Below are 19,053 nucleotides of genomic sequence, written 5' to 3'. Positions count from 1 at the left end.
TTAAATAGAGCTTATGAAATTCACTAGTGAAATCAGATATATTGATATCAAGAATATAAAGAAGTTAGATGATAAAATGAAAAGTAATGATGGAGAAAAATCAATTAAAAACATTATATCTTTAATGAAATTAAGCCACTTGAAAGAATTGACTAAAATTTTTGAAATACATGTAGGTGGAAAGAGGAAGGAAGATTTTGTAGAAATTATATCATTTTATATTAAAAATAATATTTCGGTAATAATAGGTGATTTTATTACATACGAAGAATATGATTTTATAAAAGAAATATGTGACAACAATTATACAATATCATTAAATAGAAATTATAATATAAAAGAAGATGTCAAAAAGTCTTTAGAATATCTAGGAATAATATATTCATATTATGATTTTAATGAGAAAAAGATATCTATGCCATTTGAAATAAGAGAAACAATAAAATCAAAGATATCTAAAATTGAGGTTATTGAACATTCAAAAGAAAATCAAGAACTTATAGAGTTGTTTAGAGCTTTATTAGATATATATGGAGTGATACCACAGGATGTATTATTAGATTATATTGTTCAAGATTTTAGAATGGAATATGAAGTACATGAAGCAATTAAAACTTTGTGGAGATATAATAACAGATATAATTTGTATTATAGTGATTATAAATTAAACTATTGCAATATAAATATTATCGATATAAAGTCTCTTAATGAAAAACTATCAACCAAATCAGATATAAATTATAAGTATTATGATAAAAGTCAGATTAAAAATAGGAGTAATAGAAATTTGCATTATATCGAAAAAGAAATATATGTTGTATTAAAGAGACATTTCAAATCATCAGAAGTTACTTTGAAGCATTTAGACTACATAAGAACTATGATTAAAAATGATATATCAAGCAGGGATATAAGTAAATATATAATGAATGAAACCAAAAGAATGGGTGAACAGGGTAGAATAATTATAGAAGGATTAGTAGATATGGCAAGAATCTACTATCCACTATGGACACTAAAAGGACATTCATTAAATGATTTGAAATCTAGCTGTAAGCTTATGCAAGTTAAGGATTTAAGGAAATATAAAAAAGTTAAAATAAATTTGTAAGTGTAACTGTTCAGCTTTTAAGAAACTAAGAAAGAATGTGTTTTAAATAATTATAAGGTACAGTAGTGATTTCTATAAAAAATTAATCTACATTATTGGTGAGTCACCAAACGTAGATTTAATGCTTACACCTAAGCAAAGGATTGAATTGGGTGAAAAATCTAGAAAAACAGTGAAAGTGGTATATAATATTGATTGAATTATTAAAAAATATATGATATATTAACGATACTGGTCTGACCATTATACCGCAAATTATTTTACAAAGGAAGTGATTTTTTTGAAATATCTAAAGCAATTAATGATTATTTTAATAGCATATTTTTTAGGTGTGATCATACAAGTAATTTTTAATTTACCTATACCAGGTACAGTTCTTGGATTGATTTTTCTTTTCTTAGCTTTGTCTTTTGGCATTGTTAAAACTGAAATGATTGAAGATATATGCGAAGTATTAATATCTCATATGTCATTTTTATTTATTCCGGCTGGTGTTGGCCTAATGACATCATTTGATATACTTAAAGGTAAAGTTGTAGCATTTTCTTGTATAATTCTTATTTCTACTTTTATTGTTTGGATTGTAACTGCATATGTTGTTAAATTTTTAAGAAAGGTGTGCTCAAAATGAATGATATAATAACCTCCCCTGTTTTTGGCGTGTTAATATCTATAATTGCTTATGAGATAGGTGCTTTAATTAAGCAAAAACTCAAGCTTTCAATTTTTAATCCATTACTTATTGCAATAATAATTTTAATTATATTTTTATTTAAGTTTAATATTAAATATGATGATTACAACAATGGTGGACAAGTGATTTCTTTCTTTTTAGCGCCTGCAACTGTAGCCTTGGCATTACCTTTATATAAAAAGTTTTCTCTATTTAAGGAAAATGCGCTGCCTATTCTAGCAGGTATCTTAGGTGGTGATGTATTAGGAATAATATCTGTAATTGCACTTTCAAAGTTATTTAATCTTTCAGGTGAACTTACAAAGTCATTAATACCTAAATCTATAACAACACCTATAGGAATGGCATTAGCTAAGCAACTAGGCGGTCTTCCTTCTATAGCTGTAGTTGCTATTATAATTACTGGAATATTAGGTTCTATTATTGGACCATTCTTGTATAAAATATTAAAGATAAATGATAAAGTAGCTATGGGAATTGCTATGGGTTGTGCATCACATGCTGTTGGAACAGCTAAAGCTATGGAAATAGGCGAAATTGAAGGTGCTATGAGCAGTTTAACTATTGCAATTTCAGGAATTATAACAGTACTTATAGCACCTATACTGTGGAATTTATTTTCGGCATTCTTTAATTAAATTATTTATGGAGGTATTATTGTGATTGATAATAAAAACAATTCCCAAAAAGGCACTGGTCCACTTAATAAGTTATTTAATTCTATTGATAATTTATTGATTGAAGAAAAGGAACAAAGATTAAAATTGAAACTAGCGAAAGAAATAAAAAACAGTATATTTACTGATGATATTGTAATGAAACTTAATGAAAATGACTTTTCAGGGATAATTGATGAAGAAGATAATAATATGGAAACACTTTTTTCTAGTATATTCCCTATATTTATAAAGAAAGATGCTATTATCTTTAGATTATACAAACATAAAATTGAAGTCGATTTATCTGATGAAATGAATGATAGATACATTTATATGTTATCTGATGGAAGATTAACTTCTGGATTATTTCAATGTTTCACTCTAAGTGATGATGAGTATGTATATGGAATAATGAGAATAATTGATTCTATTCCACTTTTCAAAACTGCTATTATTAATACATTAGAAAATTTTAAGAAAAACATTAATGTATTTAGTAATAAAATGGAGAATTCAAAAAATAGAGAACCATTAGCAGAAAAAAATTATAAAGACTTACTTAATTATTTATCAAAAAGCAAAGAAAATTGATTTTTGAGAGGAAGATGCAAATGCTGAGTCCTGTAAAAAGCACAAAAATATATGAAATGGTAATGGAACAAATAAAAGATATTGTTAAAAAGGGTGAGTTAAAGAGCGGAGATAAATTACCTTCAGAAAGAGATTTATGTGAGAAACTTGAGGTTAGCAGAGCATCTATTAGAGAAGCTCTAAGAGCCTTACAAATGCTTGGCCTTATTGAATCTAGGCATGGTGAAGGGAATTTTATTAATGAGAATATTCAAAATAGTTTACTTGAACCGTTGTCTATTGTTTTTTTACTCCTTGGAAGCAAAAGCGAAGATATTCTTGAACTTAGAAAAGTAATTGAACCTGAAACGGCAGCCCTTGCTGCAAAGAATATAACCAATGAGCAGCTTATAGAATTAAAGGAACTAATGGATGAATTAAATAATAATTCAGATGCTGAAATTTGTGCTTCAATAGATAAAAAATTTCATTATAAAATAGCACAAGCATCAGGTAATCATCTGATTTCAAACATAATGTTTTCAATATCTTCTTTAATCGAAAAGTATATTGAAAATTCAAAAATTCATGCTCTTAATAAAACATTGGTTAGAGATCAACATGAAGAAATATGGAGAGCTTTAGAAACTCATAATGGTTCTGTAGCTGCGGCTGCTGTAAAGAAACATTTAGAACTAAGCTATGTTCTTTAAGATTAATTCTAAATGTTTTTTTGTGGTTAAATAAATTTAAAATTAAATCATATTATATTATATAAGGTTAGTAGTAATCTAATTTGCATATTTTCATTAGAATTTTAGTTTTACTAATTAATAAAAATATGTAGATGACTGTCATGATTATTGACAAAATATTTTATACAACATGATTTAAAGAATTATTTTCAGATACATTTGAATTAAAATTATGGGATGGAAGTTCAGAAGTTTATGTACAAGGAGAAGTCAAATTTAAAATAATTTTTAATGAACCCATTCCTAAAGTGGATATTATTAAAGAGACTTCTTTAACTCTTGGTGAAGCTTATATGACTAAGAAAATAGATATTGAGGGAAGCATTCAAGACGTTATAGAATCTTTATATAATAATAAGGAGAGCTTTTTATGTAATGGTGTTAAATATGCAAGTTTACTAAAGATGGCTACTAATAATATAAAAAATAGCAAAAAAAATATTGAGTTTCATTATGACATAGGAAATGATTTCTATAAATTATGGTTAGATGATACTATGACATATTCTTGCGGATACTTTAAATCTAAAGATGATATATTAACTACAGCGCAAAAGAATAAAAAACGAAGTACTAAGTGATTTGGTTGAAGTTAAACTCGTAGATTACAGGGAACTAAAGAACAGAAAATTTGATAAAATAGTCAGTGTAGGTATGCTAGAACATGTAGGACAAGACCATCTTTCTGAATACTTTGAGTCTATAGATAATTTGCTAAATGATAATGGTGTATCTTTACTTCATTATATAACATGCATAGTTGGTGAAAATAATACTTGGATAAATAAATATATTTTCCCAGGTGGATATGTTCCAGCAATTTCATAATTAATTAATTGTATGTCAGAAAAAGATTTTAATGTAGTTGATGTAGAAAATCTAAGATTGCATTATGGAAAAATGGAAAACCTAAAAGGTGGTATTACGCAATGCCAATCATATTTGTTTGATTTATAATTTGTTCTACGTTCAGACGCAGGCTTTACAAGGTTTGTAGATATATGGAATCAAAAGAGACACAGTTTTGAATAAACTGTGTCTCTATAGCAACTGATAGATACAATACATACAAATATACTACAAAACTAATCTACCATTTTTTAATATATCATGATTTAAATTTTGCGATTACATCCCTTAATTCTTCTACAACTTGTTCAGATTTTTTTGCTGATTCAACAATATTTAATATTATTCCTGTTTGCATATCCACTGATGCTGACATTTCTTCTGTTCCAGCTGCTGACTCCTCAGTTATTGCTGAAATCCCTTGAATAACTTCTACTACTTTATTTTTATTTTCACTCATACTTTTAATATTACTAGTTAGTAGATTTGTTTCATCTATGTTTTTCTTTACAGCAACTGAAATTATATCAAATATTTTTTCGGTTTCTGATAATTTTATGTTTGCTTCATTAACAATGTTTTCAACCAAATCCACATTATTCTTTGTTGTGTATATTTCATCTTTAATTTTACTAATTATTAAAGAAATTTCTTCTGTTGCAGTAGAGGTTTCTTCAGCTAATTTTTTTACTTCATCTGCTACAACCGCGAATCCCTTGCCTGTTTCTCCTGCCCTAGCTGCTTCAATGGCTGCATTAAGAGCAAGTAAATTAGTTTGCGCTGCAATACTTTTAATTGTTTCTACTATTGTTATTATAGAACTTGATTTTTCAGCTAATGAATCCGCATTTTGTGTAACTTTTTTAGACAATTCTATATTAATGTTGAATTTTTCCTGCAACACTTTTAATGATTGGTTACCTTCATTATTAACATCGTCTACAACCTTAACATATTTCTTGATAAGTTCTGAACTATTTACAATCGTGTCAATTTCATTAGACAATTCCGAAAGTTTTGAAGAGCCTTCCACAGCTTGTGAAGCTTGATAAGATGCCCCTTCTGCTATTTCTAAAACAGTTTTTGATAATTCCTCAATATTAGTAGATACATCTTCTGTTCCTTGAGTTACTCCTTTTGAAATATCCAAAACACTCAATGAGGATTTTTCCAATTTAGAAACTATTTCTCTCAGTTCTCGTCTCATATCAAACGTCGCTCTAGCCATATCACCAATTTCATTGTTTAATTTGCCTAAGTGCTCAAATGATTCATCATAAATCAAATCCAATTTAGAAGTTTTTTCCACTAACTTTGCAATTTTTGTTATTGGTATTGATATTTTTATTCCTATATACCAAGCGACTAGCATACTAATAATTACACCAACAGCTATTACAACACAAATGACTTTTATTGTTCTATACAACGGCTCCATAATTTCTGATGTGGGAACCACATTAACTAAAATAGTATCATTAATAAGTTTTGAATAACTAACAATCATATCTTTACCTTCAAAATTAATTTCATATATACCTTCATTAGTTGAAGATATATCATTTGCAAGTTCACTATATTTACCATTATCTATATTTTTCAAATTATCAGTAGAAGTATATTTAGGATGCACTAAAAAATTAAAATCTGAATTTAACAAAAATTCATACCCTGAATTATATAATTTAGAATCCAAAATATTTTTTTTAAATGATTCAAATTCTATATCAGTTCCAACTACTGCTATCAATTTTCCATCGACAATAACAGGCTTTGAATATGTGACTAGATTCATTTTTAAATTTTGATCATTATACGGATCAGACCATACTCCATTTTTAGCTTTAATAGGCGCATAATACCAAGCCATAGTAGGATCATCCTCTTTAAATTGTTCTATTGGAAGAGATCCCCCATCTACATATTGACCATTATCTAAAACAAACATAGATCCATATACTTTTCCTAAAATAGTAGGATCAAAAGTTATATATTCATCTAAAGATTGTTTATTACTACCAATAAATTTTTTTACCACTGGTTTTAGTGATTCGTCTAAATCCTTTAAGTAATTTGGATCATAAATTTTAGTCACATCAACTTTAGATTCAACTATATCTGCAAGACCATTGACTGAGTCTTCAGTAGATTTTAATTTAATGTTTTCAATGTTTGCATTATTTTTTACAATATAAGCAAGTTTATCTTTTGATTCCGATGAAATTATATTGCTACTTTTATAAATACTAATGGTCCCTATTGATGATGCTAATAAAATACTAATTGTTGCTATAGCAAGTATGATTTTTGTGCTTAGTTTCTTTTTCCTCATAAAAATCCGCCCCCTCTATCGTTTAAATTCATATCGCACTAATAAGTAAAATTAATTTTCACAAAGTAAATTAATTGTTAATTTTCTATCAAATATGATTTGTGTAGCTCTACTGGTAAGAAAAATACGTTTTGTAAACATTCATCAATTATCCTATAAACCAATTAATATCCCTTTTAAAACTAATTTGTCTACATACTATCTTATTAATATAAAATATTCGTATTCATAGTATAAACCAATATATTTTTACTGTATATACATAATATTTCTAGGAAAAATTTAAATTTAAATTAATTCATATCTTTTTACACTAGTTAATTGACACAAGTCCTTTATTTTACCCAGAGCAGAGATTTGGAATCGTAATAGAATAATTTCTGTTAGTAGAATAAGTAAGCATTAATGTATGAAAAATCTTTTTGTAGATTCTTTGTGTTGAAAAAGACTGTTATGTAAAATTAGGAGAAAACTAAAATTATAATAGCTAGCTAAAAGCAATTCAAATATTATGCTTTAGCTGGCTATTTATTATGCAGGTTAAAATTTTATGAATAATTTACATTATAAACTTAAGCTTAAGTATTCCTTTTGAATAAAATTCTTTCAGATCTCCAACAAGCTTTTCATATGGTGGAGGTATTTGATGTGTATATGAATTTATAAAACAAATTTTATAATGTCTAAATCTTTATTTTGTGATAACTTAATAAAAGTATCATCTAATAATATTAGAGGTCTATCTAAAGCGTTAATATCCATTTGAATTATTTGTGCTATTTTGTTATTATTTAAAACTACATCTTTTCCTAAATAATAATTAAATATATGATTTAAAAATATATCAGCATATTTGTAATCTAATTTACCAAAACTTTCTTTTCTTATTATTTGAAGTGATTCAAAAGGTAAACTTTTTTTCCTATAAGGTCTATTGGAATTTATATCATCAAAAACATCTGCTATGGCAATTATTTTACCAAATTGAGATATAGCATCATTTTTTAATCCAAAAGGATAACCACTACCATCTAATCGCTCGTGATGCAGTAATATACCTTGAGCAACTGAGGTATCTAAAAAGTTAATTTCTTTAATGATATTATAACCTAATAGTGCATGTGATTTTACAGTAATATAATCTCCTTCACTTAATGAAAATTTTGAATTTAAGATATTTGAATCTATCTTAATTTTTCCAATATCATGTAAAAGCGCAGAGTATGTAAGAAGATTAATCTTATTTTCTGAAAGTCCAATCCATCTTCCTAGAAGATTACTGAGTAATGCTACATTGACACCGTGACGGTATATAGAATCAGCTCCACTTCCGTGTAATACGATATCATTAATAAGTGCGTTAATATCAGTCATATTTTCTTGAAGTTGTTTAGTTAGTTTTCTGATTTCGTCAATTGTAGATAATTTGAGTTTATCTAATTTGAAAAAGGTTTGAGCTAAATCTAAAGATAATGAATTAAAATTTTCTTCTAAAATAGATACAGTTTCAAAAACATTAAATTTCTCCTTATTGTATTTATTTGAAACTTCATTTTCTAAAGAGTCATCTTCAAGAGTTTCAAAATCTGCATTATAATATTTTTTAGTTTTATAAACACAAATATCAACTAAAGTCGCTTCGCTTTTTAAAATCTCTAATATATTACTTGTTATAGTTTCATTTTTATATAATGTGTTATTTTCAGAGACTTCAATAGTTTCAGCTAAGATCATACCTATTTTTAAGTCATTTATTTTTAGTTTATGTGAATTATCAACAGGATTAGTAATAGTCATTCTTTTTGAATTCTCTTCCATTTAACCATCTCCATTAATATTAATGTTTATACTCATAGTATAATAATTCGACATATGTATTATTTATCCTGTTAAAAAAGTGAGAATTAATTGAAGGCAATAATTACTTTGTAGATAAGAGTTTATTAATAAAATAATTTATAGAAAATAGTGTAGATATAATATTAACGCCAAGACCTAGAAGATTTGGAAAGACGAAAAATATAGATGATGACCTTGTTTTTGGTGGAAATGATAAAACAAAATATAGTTTAAGATATTTAATTAGTACGAAAGAAGTCGAGAGATTCTATAATAATCATCCACGTTTTTACAAAATATGTAAAAGAGTTGTGGTATTGTATATCTTGTATATATTGTTATTACATTATATATATTATGTAGATGCGGAGGGGTATGATGAAAGATGCAACGATAATGCTTAGAGTTACAACAGATGAAAAGTTAGTTATAAAAAGAATGGCACGAAAACAAGGAATGACCATTACCGAATTTATGTTGTTTAATATTATGAAATCAATCAGTAAAGCTGAATTATCTGAATTAGAGGGAGGGATTGATTTAGACTTAGACTTAGAAACGGTAAAGAAATAGATGTGACCTTTTATTTGTGTATATAACATGCAGCAAGCAATACAATATACACAGCCATGCACAACACTAATATTAACGTTTATAAGGTAATGGTGGTATAAATATCATATAAATGCCACACAAAAGAAGATTAAAATATATATTTAATCGAGATAAATAATTTATAAGCAAATAGTGGTATAAACGCCATACAAAAGTATTAGAATATCAAAGTAAAAAAGGGAGATTAAAGAAATGAGAATTAGTGCAGATATAGGTTATAATACAACAAATTTCATCGGACATAACATAGAAGGTTCTTTTTTGTCTACAGTAAAAGAAAAGACACATGAGTTGGAGACAGCTGAATATACAGTAGAGTATAATAACAACACATACTTAATTGGTAATCATGATGGGTTTACCAGTATTGAACACACAAGAGATAAGGATATGATTTTTCATCTTTGCTTATATACAGCTATAGCAGGTAACATGAGATCTACAATAGACAACGATGTTAGAGTTGTAACTGGACTTCCTGCTCAGTTTTTTGCGGAACAAAAGAGTGCTTTAATAAAATCTCTTGAAAATAGACGAGTATTCATGAAACTTAATGGAGAAACCAAGACTTTTACAATTACTAAAGTAATTGTATTCCCACAATCAGCAGGGTTGTTTCTATATGACAAATCGTTGGTGGAAAAAGATACCTTAGTAGTAGATATAGGAGGGGGTACATTAGATATAGCATACATGAGTAATGGGCAATTTAAAGATGGAAGGACATATCCATTGGGAGTAAATTACACTTACGATATTCTTCTTCAAGAATTATCTAAGTATGGAGTGAACTACTCTAATCGTATGAAGGCAGAGCAGATAATTGCAGATAAAACTATATTCGTAGAAGGCAGAGAAGTGGATGTAAAAGAAGACATAGATAATGTCTTAAGTCTTAGAGCAAAAGAGATAGTAAATGCTATAAAACAGGCGTTTCCAGAGCAGGCAAAATACTCTAGATTCATTTTTATAGGTGGAGGAGCTCTATTGCTTAAAAATTACCTAAGTGAATATAGGGTGCTAGATGATGCTCAAATGATTAATGTTAAAATATATGACATAATAGGTAAGAGCAAGAATGTGTAAAAAAATAAAAACTACAATTACTTTAGCATCCCACATCAAAGACTTTGCGTCTCAAGAAGCAAAATCTCTCGGTTTAGATTTTTCGGCATATATAACAGTATTAATAGCTGAAAAAATGAGAGGAACCATGATTGCTCCACCTGCAAGATTTGTTACTGATAATACAAGTGATGAAATAGCTACAGGTAAGGAAGAAAGTGTAACTATAGATAGTGATCAGGAGAACGAAATAGATAGATTATTAAAGTGGTAAAAAACAGGTGAATTTTTTGTTCATCTGTTTTTTTTTATATTGAGCATATCAAGAACAGAGAGAAATATGATAAAATATAATTTAAATTTATAGATAAGAATAAAAAAGTTAAAGTAACAGATAATAAAAGCAATTTAAAGGGGAGATTTTAGGATGTTAAAAGAATTTAAGGAATTTGCAATGAAGGGAAATATAGTTGATTTAGCAGTAGGTGTTGTTATTGGAGGTGCTTTTGGTAAAATAGTTACATCTTTAGTTAATGATATTGTAATGCCTATAGTAGGTATGCTAATGGGTAAAGTTGATTTTTCAAATCAATTTATTGCACTTGGAAATGGAAGTTTTACAACTATAAAAGAAGCTAAAGAAGCTGGTGTTGCTACATTAAACTATGGTTTATTTATAAATAACATAATAGATTTTTTAATAGTAGCTTTTTCAATTTTTATAGTTATAAAACAAATTAATAGATTTTCAAAAAAGAAAGAAGAAAAACCAGTTGAAAATAAGAAAAAATGTCCACATTGCTACAGTGAAATTCATATTGATGCAACAAGATGTCCAAATTGTACATCAGAATTAAATTAAATTAATTTGATTAATTTCAATTTTATTCCAAGTAAATGAAGGAATAAAAAATAATTATTTCATATTTATAAAAAAAATAACTTGATATTATAATAAAAATCGTGTAAAAATTAATAGAAAAGATAAAAAATGTGTGTTAAATAGCATGAAATATGTTATAATCTAAGATATTAATTTTCAATCAAGGAAATTATATTATGACAACATATGAGTTATGAAAATTGCATAATTAGTTTTTTATAAACTGTGTTGCAAAGAATAATTCAGTTATTATAAATAAAAAATTAAGAAGTATTAAAGGAGTTGCATTTTAATTGGGGAAAAAATTTAAAAGAGTGCTAGTTGCCAATAGAGGCGAAATAGCAATAAGAATCTTTAGGGCTTGTCATGAACTAGGAATAAGAACAGTGGCTATATATACAGAGGAAGATAAATTATCTCTTTTTAGAACTAAGGCAAATGAATCATATTTAATTGGAAAAAATAAAGGACCAGTTGAAGCTTATTTAAACATTGATGAAATAATAAGTCTTGCATTAAAAAAGCATGTAGATGCTATACATCCAGGCTATGGATTCTTATCTGAGAATTCTGAATTTGCTAGAAGATGTGAAGAAGCTGGAATAGAATTTATAGGGCCAAAAGCAGAAATGATGGAACAATTAGGAGATAAGATTCAATCAAAAATAGTTGCTCAAAATGTTGGGGTTCCAGTAATCCCAGGTGTAGAAAGGGCAATATCTTCAGAAGAAGAAGCTGCTGAAATTGCTAAAATGTGTGGATATCCTGTAATGATAAAAGCTGCTGCTGGTGGTGGCGGTAGAGGAATGAGAATAGTAAGACGTGAAGAAGAACTTATTGAATCTTTCAGAAGTGCTAAAAATGAATCGAAAAAAGCTTTTGGCATAGATGACATGTTCATTGAAAAATATATAGAAGGACCAAAACATATTGAAATTCAAGTATTGGGAGATAAATATGGTAATATAGTACATCTTTATGAGAGGGATTGCTCTATTCAAAGAAGGCATCAAAAAGTTATTGAAATTGCACCAGCATTATCTTTAACAGAAGAGAAAAGAAAAGAAATATGCGTAGATGCATTAAAAATAGCTAATTCTGTAGGTTATAGAAGTGCAGGAACTTTAGAATTTTTAGTTGATCTTCAAGGTAATCATTACTTCATAGAAATGAATCCAAGAGTTCAAGTTGAACATACTGTTACTGAAATGATTACAGGAATAGACATAGTTCAAAGCCAAATATTAATAGCAGAAGGATTTAAATTAGGTTCTAATGAAGTGGGTATATATTCTCAAGATGATATAAAACCAAGAGGATATGCAATCCAATGCAGAGTAACTACAGAAGATCCTTCAAATAATTTCTCTCCAGATACAGGGAAAATTGATGTTTATAGAAGTGGATCAGGTTTTGGTATAAGACTTGATGGAGGAAATGGATATAGTGGTGCAATAATTAGTCCTTATTACGATAGCTTACTTGTAAAGAGTACTGCATTTTCAAGAACTTTTGAAGACACAGTTAGAAAATCTATACGTGCAATTAAAGAATTAACTATTACAGGTGTTAAAACCAATGTAGATTTCTTGATAAATGTATTAAATAATGAACAATTTAAAAAAGGTGAATGTGATACTAACTTTATATCAGATAATCCGCAATTATTTGATATAAAACCAAGAGCAGATCATGAATATAAAATTCTAAGTTTCATTGGTAACAAAATAGTAAATGAAACTAAAGGAAATAAAAGAGAATATGATGTACCTCATATTCCTGTTATAGATACGTTAGAAGCATTAGGAGGTACTGGAACTAAACAAATATTAGATACAGAAGGCCCAGATGGAGTCGTTAGATGGATAAAAAGTCAAAAGAAACTGCTTCTTACAGATACGACTATGAGAGATGCACAACAATCATTAATGGCTACTCGTGTTAGAACTCAAGATATGAAAAACATTGCCAAAGCAACATCTGCTTATGGAAATGACTTATTCTCTCTTGAAATGTGGGGTGGAGCTACCTTTGATACTGCTTATAGATTTTTAAAGGAATCTCCATGGAGAAGACTTGAATCTTTAAGAAAAAGAATTCCAAATGTTATGTTTCAAATGCTTATTAGAGGAGCAAATGGTGTAGGATATAAAAATTATCCAGATAATGTTATAAGAGAACTTATAAAAGAGTCTGCAGCAAGTGGAATAGATATATTTAGGATTTTTGATTCACTTAATTGGTTAAAGGGTATAGAAATATCTTTAGATGAAGTTTTAAAGTGCGGAAAAGTTGCAGAAGTTGCATTGTGTTATACTGGCGATATTTTAGATGAGAGCAGAGATAAATATAGTCTTAAATATTATGTAGATAAGGCTAAGGAAATCGAAAAGATGGGTGCACATATACTTGCTATAAAGGATATGTCAGCATTACTTAAACCTTATGCAGCTAAAAAGCTTATAACTGCATTAAAGGATGAAATTTCAATTCCTATTCATTTACATACACATGATACTACTGGTAATGGTGTTGCTACAGTATTGATGGCAGCAGATGCAGGGGTTGATATTATTGATACAACTTTTAATAGTATGTCAGGTCTTACAAGTCAACCAGCATTGAATTCAATTGTAGCAGCTCTTGAAAATACAAATAGAGATACAGGTATTGATTTAACAGGAATTCAAAAATTATCTGATTACTGGGATGCTGTAAGACCTGTTTACAGTCAATTTGAATCAGACTTAAAATCAGGAAGTGCTGAAATTTATAAATTTGAGATACCAGGTGGTCAATATTCAAACTTAAAACCACAAGTTGAAAGCTTTGGGCTTGGACATAGATTTAATGACGTAAAACATATGTACAAAAAAGTAAATGATATGCTTGGCGATATAATAAAAGTTACGCCTTCATCAAAAATGGTTGGAGATATGGCTATCTTTATGGTTCAAAATGATTTAACTCCTGAAAATATAAATGAAAAAGCAAAGAATATGGCGTTCCCAGATTCTACAGTTGCATATTTTAAAGGAATGATGGGTCAACCAGAAGGTGGATTCCCTAAGGAATTGCAAAAAATTGTTTTAAAAGGTGAGGAACCTATAACTGTTAGACCAGGACAATTATTGCCACCAGAAGATTTTGATAAGATTGAAGCGTACTTAAAAGAAGAATATAAATACACTCCATCAAAGAAAGATTTAATAAGTTATGCATTATATCCAGATGTATTTGAAGCATTTATAAAATCTGTTTTAGAATATGGTGATGTAAGTCGTATGGGTAGTGATGTGTTTTTCCATGGATTATCAGAAGGAGAAACTAGTGAAATTGAAGTTGCAGAAGGCAAGACAATGATTGTACAATTAATTCAAATTGGTAAATTAGATGCAGATGGAAATAGAGCTTTAGAATTTGAGATTAATGGAAATAGAAGAGAAATAAAGATAAAAGATAAAACAGAAAGAATTCTAGGTAATTCAAACGAAGGTACTGCTACTAAAATAGCTAATCCTGAAAATAAATTAGAAATCGGAGCAAGTATTCCGGGAACAATAATTAAAGTACTTGTAAAAGAAGGCGATGAAGTTAAAGAAGGTCAAAGCTTACTTGTAATAGAAGCAATGAAGATGGAAACAAATATAGTAGCTTCTAGTGCAGGAATTATTGAATCTATCCTTAAAGAAGAAGGTCAACAAGTTAAAACAGGTGAATTATTAATTAAAATAAAGTAATATAGTTAAACATAAATAACTATATTGATAAGTATTAATTATATATTCATGAAACACGATTTACATTATTTATTTTATATGAGTAATGTGGGTCGTGTTTTTATATAGTTATAATTATTGAAAATTATACAGAAAAATTATATAGTTGTGATAATATAATTTTATATAAAAGACTTCAAATTTCTGAAATAAAATACAAACAATATCTGTTTATGATAGATGTACTTGTACTTAATCTTGATTCAGAAATACAGTAATTCTCATGAATTTATGCTATAAAATGATTTACATAGAAAAGTAAAACTGTTAGTATGAATATAAGGATATTTATAGAAAAGATTTATACTATTTATATAGATTATTCAAATTTAAAAGCATAATATATGCAAGGAGTAGTAGTATTGATGCCAAATATGATGCAAGTTTTAAAAAGTAAAGTTTTTAAAAGATTTATAACATTATTAATAGTATTTATATTTTTATATGCAATGAAGAGTATGCTTAATTTAATGCTTTTGACTTTCGTATTTACATATTTAATTAATAATGTTTCTAAGTTTTTAATAAAGAAATTGGAAGATAGAATAAGGATAAACTATAAAGTGATGATATTAACAGTTTCTTTAGTTGTAACAGCTATGTTATTTATAATAATAATAGATTTCTTGCCATTAGTTATTAATGAATTTAGCCAGGTTGTTAGACAAGTAAGTGAGATATATAGTTCACCGCAAGAAAATCAAATTGTTAATTTGATAAAAGAGAAATTAGACCAAATTTATGGAAGTATCTTTTCCTCAGAAGGCATAAGCTATATGATAACCTATATTTCTAATATAGGTAAAGTTGGAATAAACATTATAATTGCTTTGATTTTAAGTATTTTTTTCCTTTTGGAAAAAGACAAGATAATTGAATTCACATCTAAATTTAGACAAAGTAAAATTTCTGGAATTTGTAGTGAACTTGAATTCTTTTGGGAAAAGTTTATTTCTTCATTTGGTAAAGTTATAGAGGTTCAAATTCTTATAGCCACAATCAATGGAGTACTTTCTACTATTGGATTATGGATAATTGGGTTTCCGCATTTATTAGGATTTGGAATGATGGTAATGCTGCTTGGTCTTATTCCTGTAGCTGGAGTAATAATATCATTAGTACCATTAAGTATAGTTGCTTTTAATAATGGAGGATTAGTTCAGGTTGTATATGTGCTTATTATGATTGCAATACTTCATGCAATTGAAGCGTATATATTAAATCCAAAATTAATGTCTGCAAAAACTAAGCTTCCTATATTTTATACACTAAGTATACTTATAGTATCAGAACATGTTGCTGGAGTTTTAGGATTGATTGTCGGAATTCCTATTTTTATGTTTATATTAGATATAATTGAAGTTCCTTATAATAACAAAAAGATAAAAGAATGATAAATCTAAAAAAAGTTAGAAAAGTTTATTAATCTAAAGAAAGAATTTATTGTTATAGTATTATGAAAATTATTGAGTATTGTTGAATTTTGAAATATAATAAGATTAACTGGTAGAAAGTAGATATATTATCTTGTAATGGGAATGTATTGCGAAATAATAAGTAGGGACATATCAAAGTTATGAGAATTATATTTTTAAGAAAAAAAGGGGTGTACGAATTATGAGAAAAGTGAATGTTGTTATAGTTGATGATTCTCCATTTCAAATTGCTTTATTGAGAGATTTGTTAACAGAGAATGGGTTTAATGTTGTAGGTGAAGCAAGTTCATTAGAAGAAACTATTGAAGTAGTTACTAATGCAAAACCAGATTTAGTGACAATGGATATGACTATTCCAGGAACTGACGGGTTTGAATGTACAAGAGCAATACATGAAATTGATTCTAATATTAAAGTAATAATTGTTAGTTCTATGATGGATGATGAAATTGTAAGAAAAGCTAGAAAAATTCATGTATCTGGATATGCACAAAAGCCAGTTGATGCAGAAGAATTAACTTTACTAATAAATAGAATTATGGGAGATGAAGAATTATTCTTAGAGTTAGAAGGATTTTATTCTAATGTATTTAAAGAAGCTTTATTAAATGTTTTTAATAAACTTACGAAGACTATTCCGGAAATTGTAAATGAAAGTAATGTTAATGTAGAAAAATCCAGTAAGGGTATTTCAGTTGTCATGGGTGTTATAGGAAAATATTCGGGTAGGATAATTTTTGATATGTCATTTGAAGCTGCAAAGGATATAGCAGAAATATCGCTTAAAAGAGAGCCTAAAAATAATGAAGAAATTCTTAATGTTATGTCTGAAATATCAAATATGGTAGCAGGGAATGCATGTTCAATGATAAATAAAAAGAATAAAATATTTGGGCTAAGAGTTGCACCACCAACTACATTTCATGGAGAATCAATTAGTATATCAAAAGCAGAATTAGGAGTTACTTATTCGGCAAACGTAAAGACTAAATTTGGAGATTTATCAATAAGTATAGGTTTTGGAAGAGGTGAAGGGGAATGGATGTCAATTATATAAACCCTATTTTAAGTTCCTTCGCAAATGTTATGCCTCAATTAGGGATAGCTAATGTGAGAAAAAAGGGGATGAGTTTAAAGGGTAGATTTATAAAAAGTCCAGGCGTTATGATTATTGTGGGTATAATAGGTGACATTAGAGGAAATGTTATTTATGGAATGAGTTTAAATGATGCAAAAAAAATTGCGTCAACAATGATGATGGGTATGCCTGTAGATAATTTTGATGAATTAGCTCAAAGTGCAATTTCAGAACTTACAAATATGTTAACTGCAAATGTAGCAACTAATTTTTCAAATGACAATATAATTATAAATATATCAACACCAACTCTTATTCATGGAGAGTTTACTGCAAATGCAAGTTCTGACAAAGTAGTTTGCGTAGAAATGGCCGTAAATGACATGGTTATTGAAGTTAATATATCTATGGAAAAGAATACAATTTAATATATTTAAGAGCTGGAAATAAAGCCATTTATGATTTTTTAATTATAAATGGCATTTATTATAAAATTACTATGAAAATATTATATTAGAGGTATGATTAATATGGGAAAGAATTTTTATGAAGCTGTGGCAGATAGTCGTTTAAACAAAACAAATGTATTTCTAAGAATCTTTAGAGATATATTTTATGCAATTTCCATTATTGCTATTGCTGTTTTAGGAGTTCTAAATACAACAATTGTATATAAATATGCAATAAATAAATATGAATTAAATAATTATACTGGACTATCAACAGAAGTATTGATGGATAATTATAAAAGAATAGTTCATTATGTTGGAAATCCATTTAGCAAGGAATTAATACTTAATAGTTTAACTATGAGTAACTTGGGAAAAATTCATTTTATTGAGGTAAAACAAATATTTTCGGTTTTATATATAATTAGTATTATTTTTATTAGTATAATGGTTTGCAAGATCATAACCGGTAGAAATAAGGGGTTAGGAAAAAAGCTTATAGAAAGTTTTAATAATAGTGTAAACATAATAGCATTAGTATTTATATTTGTTTCTATAATGGCAGTAATAGATTTTTCTAAAACATTTTATTTTTTTCATAAACTATTTTTTAGAAATGATTATTGGATTTTCGATCCAGTAACCGATCCAATAATAAATGCATTGCCGGAAGAACTTTTTATGCTTGAATTAATATTAGTAATAGGTTTATTAATAATATTCACTGTAGTTATTAAGGTGCTCTATTTAAAAAATACCCTAATTATAAGCAAGAAGAGTAGTTAAAGTTTGAAAATTATTAGAATTTAAATTATAATAATTTATAGAGAAATATAGGACGATGCAAAAAAAGCATTCTGTATAGGTGATGAAGTTCATATTTGAACATAAATTTAGATATTAAAAACTTCTACCATGATAAAACATAGTAGAAGTTTT

The 19,053-nt window shown here is 27.5% G+C and carries 16 protein-coding genes and 2 pseudogenes; 16 read left to right on the top strand and 2 right to left on the bottom strand.

Translation table 11 applies throughout. The features are described from left to right. Positions 1-13: 13 nt before the first annotated feature. The 6 genes and pseudogenes from psyc5s11_RS26635 to psyc5s11_RS26610 form a co-directional block, all read left to right on the top strand. On the top strand, positions 14-1,111 hold the full coding sequence (locus psyc5s11_RS26635; RefSeq protein WP_224035453.1) for a hypothetical protein: 1,098 nt from the start codon (positions 14-16) through the stop codon (positions 1,109-1,111). A 280-nt stretch (positions 1,112-1,391) separates the two neighbouring features. After that, the gene (locus psyc5s11_RS26630) at positions 1,392-1,742 is read left to right on the top strand and encodes a CidA/LrgA family protein (protein ID WP_224035452.1); all 351 of its coding nucleotides are present in this window, start codon (positions 1,392-1,394) and stop codon (positions 1,740-1,742) included. Then, entirely contained in the window at positions 1,739-2,443 is a 705-nt protein-coding gene (locus tag psyc5s11_RS26625) for an LrgB family protein (protein WP_224035451.1), read from the top strand. Before psyc5s11_RS26630 ends, psyc5s11_RS26625 begins: the two co-directional genes overlap by 4 nt. Before the next feature lie 21 nt (positions 2,444-2,464). Beyond that, on the top strand, positions 2,465-3,055 hold the full coding sequence (locus tag psyc5s11_RS26620) for a hypothetical protein (protein ID WP_224035450.1): 591 nt from the start codon (positions 2,465-2,467) through the stop codon (positions 3,053-3,055). A 20-nt stretch (positions 3,056-3,075) separates the two neighbouring features. After that, complete coding sequence (locus psyc5s11_RS26615) at positions 3,076-3,747, top strand: FadR/GntR family transcriptional regulator (protein ID WP_224035449.1); 672 nt, start codon at positions 3,076-3,078, stop codon at positions 3,745-3,747. A gap of 143 nt (positions 3,748-3,890) precedes the next feature. Next, positions 3,891-4,689: pseudogene (locus tag psyc5s11_RS26610) on the top strand (class I SAM-dependent methyltransferase); the annotation flags it as partial. A 208-nt stretch (positions 4,690-4,897) separates the two neighbouring features. Here psyc5s11_RS26610 and psyc5s11_RS26605 read toward each other — a convergent pair. Further along, complete coding sequence (locus psyc5s11_RS26605; protein WP_224035448.1) at positions 4,898-6,970, bottom strand: methyl-accepting chemotaxis protein; 2,073 nt, start codon at positions 6,968-6,970, stop codon at positions 4,898-4,900. A 660-nt stretch (positions 6,971-7,630) separates the two neighbouring features. Further along, positions 7,631-8,788, bottom strand: coding sequence for an HD-GYP domain-containing protein (locus psyc5s11_RS26600; RefSeq protein ID WP_224035447.1), 1,158 nt, complete (start codon positions 8,786-8,788; stop codon positions 7,631-7,633). A gap of 89 nt (positions 8,789-8,877) precedes the next feature. Here psyc5s11_RS26600 and psyc5s11_RS28280 point away from each other — a divergent pair. The 10 genes and pseudogenes from psyc5s11_RS28280 to psyc5s11_RS26555 all read left to right on the top strand — a co-directional run. After that, positions 8,878-8,994, top strand: a pseudogene (locus psyc5s11_RS28280) (AAA family ATPase); the annotation flags it as partial. A 193-nt stretch (positions 8,995-9,187) separates the two neighbouring features. Next, a complete protein-coding gene (locus psyc5s11_RS26595; RefSeq protein ID WP_224035446.1) occupies positions 9,188-9,382 on the top strand; it encodes a type II toxin -antitoxin system TacA 1-like antitoxin in 195 nt (64 codons plus the stop codon). 234 nt (positions 9,383-9,616) lie between these two features. Continuing rightward, complete coding sequence (locus psyc5s11_RS26590) at positions 9,617-10,510, top strand: ParM/StbA family protein (RefSeq protein WP_224035445.1); 894 nt, start codon at positions 9,617-9,619, stop codon at positions 10,508-10,510. Then, the gene (locus psyc5s11_RS26585; protein ID WP_224035444.1) at positions 10,503-10,763 is read left to right on the top strand and encodes a hypothetical protein; all 261 of its coding nucleotides are present in this window, start codon (positions 10,503-10,505) and stop codon (positions 10,761-10,763) included. The genes psyc5s11_RS26590 and psyc5s11_RS26585 overlap by 8 nt, the downstream gene beginning before the upstream one ends. A 153-nt stretch (positions 10,764-10,916) precedes the next feature. Further along, positions 10,917-11,351 (top strand): large conductance mechanosensitive channel protein MscL, encoded by a 435-nt coding sequence (mscL, locus tag psyc5s11_RS26580; RefSeq protein ID WP_224035443.1) that lies wholly within the window; start codon positions 10,917-10,919, stop codon positions 11,349-11,351. Positions 11,352-11,665: 314 nt separating this feature from the next. Further along, complete coding sequence (locus psyc5s11_RS26575) at positions 11,666-15,112, top strand: pyruvate carboxylase (RefSeq protein WP_224035442.1); 3,447 nt, start codon at positions 11,666-11,668, stop codon at positions 15,110-15,112. A gap of 404 nt (positions 15,113-15,516) precedes the next feature. Further along, positions 15,517-16,545 (top strand): AI-2E family transporter, encoded by a 1,029-nt coding sequence (locus psyc5s11_RS26570; protein WP_224035441.1) that lies wholly within the window; start codon positions 15,517-15,519, stop codon positions 16,543-16,545. A 223-nt stretch (positions 16,546-16,768) separates the two neighbouring features. Continuing rightward, the gene (locus psyc5s11_RS26565; protein ID WP_224035440.1) at positions 16,769-17,644 is read left to right on the top strand and encodes a response regulator; all 876 of its coding nucleotides are present in this window, start codon (positions 16,769-16,771) and stop codon (positions 17,642-17,644) included. Next, positions 17,626-18,093 carry a chemotaxis protein CheX gene (locus tag psyc5s11_RS26560; protein ID WP_224035439.1) on the top strand — a complete coding sequence of 156 codons (468 nt, stop codon included), beginning with the start codon at positions 17,626-17,628 and terminating at the stop codon, positions 18,091-18,093. Before psyc5s11_RS26565 ends, psyc5s11_RS26560 begins: the two co-directional genes overlap by 19 nt. A gap of 102 nt (positions 18,094-18,195) precedes the next feature. After that, positions 18,196-18,900: a TIGR01906 family membrane protein gene (locus psyc5s11_RS26555; protein ID WP_224035438.1), complete on the top strand. Its 705-nt coding sequence runs from the start codon at positions 18,196-18,198 to the stop codon at positions 18,898-18,900. Positions 18,901-19,053: the final 153 nt, after the last annotated feature.

The sequence above is a fragment of the Clostridium gelidum genome, from assembly GCF_019977655.1.
Classification (GTDB): domain Bacteria; phylum Bacillota; class Clostridia; order Clostridiales; family Clostridiaceae; genus Clostridium; species Clostridium gelidum.
Note: the sequence above shows the minus strand (reverse complement) of the source record. Positions and strands in the feature narration are given on the sequence as shown.

Bases quoted from the DNA above. Each gene is read 5' to 3' on its own strand.
- psyc5s11_RS26635 (WP_224035453.1), top strand. From the start codon at position 14: ATGAAATTCACTAGTGAAATCAGATATATTGATATCAAGAATATAAAG.
- psyc5s11_RS26625 (WP_224035451.1), top strand. From the start codon at position 1,739: ATGAATGATATAATAACCTCCCCTGTTTTTGGCGTGTTAATATCTATA.
- psyc5s11_RS26615 (WP_224035449.1), top strand. From the start codon at position 3,076: ATGCTGAGTCCTGTAAAAAGCACAAAAATATATGAAATGGTAATGGAA.
- psyc5s11_RS26605 (WP_224035448.1), bottom strand. From the start codon at position 6,970: ATGAGGAAAAAGAAACTAAGCACAAAAATCATACTTGCTATAGCAACA.
- psyc5s11_RS26600 (WP_224035447.1), bottom strand. From the start codon at position 8,788: ATGGAAGAGAATTCAAAAAGAATGACTATTACTAATCCTGTTGATAAT.
- psyc5s11_RS26595 (WP_224035446.1), top strand. From the start codon at position 9,188: ATGAAAGATGCAACGATAATGCTTAGAGTTACAACAGATGAAAAGTTA.
- psyc5s11_RS26590 (WP_224035445.1), top strand. From the start codon at position 9,617: ATGAGAATTAGTGCAGATATAGGTTATAATACAACAAATTTCATCGGA.
- psyc5s11_RS26585 (WP_224035444.1), top strand. From the start codon at position 10,503: ATGTGTAAAAAAATAAAAACTACAATTACTTTAGCATCCCACATCAAA.
- mscL (WP_224035443.1), top strand. From the start codon at position 10,917: ATGTTAAAAGAATTTAAGGAATTTGCAATGAAGGGAAATATAGTTGAT.
- psyc5s11_RS26570 (WP_224035441.1), top strand. From the start codon at position 15,517: ATGCCAAATATGATGCAAGTTTTAAAAAGTAAAGTTTTTAAAAGATTT.
- psyc5s11_RS26565 (WP_224035440.1), top strand. From the start codon at position 16,769: ATGAGAAAAGTGAATGTTGTTATAGTTGATGATTCTCCATTTCAAATT.
- psyc5s11_RS26560 (WP_224035439.1), top strand. From the start codon at position 17,626: ATGGATGTCAATTATATAAACCCTATTTTAAGTTCCTTCGCAAATGTT.
- psyc5s11_RS26555 (WP_224035438.1), top strand. From the start codon at position 18,196: ATGGGAAAGAATTTTTATGAAGCTGTGGCAGATAGTCGTTTAAACAAA.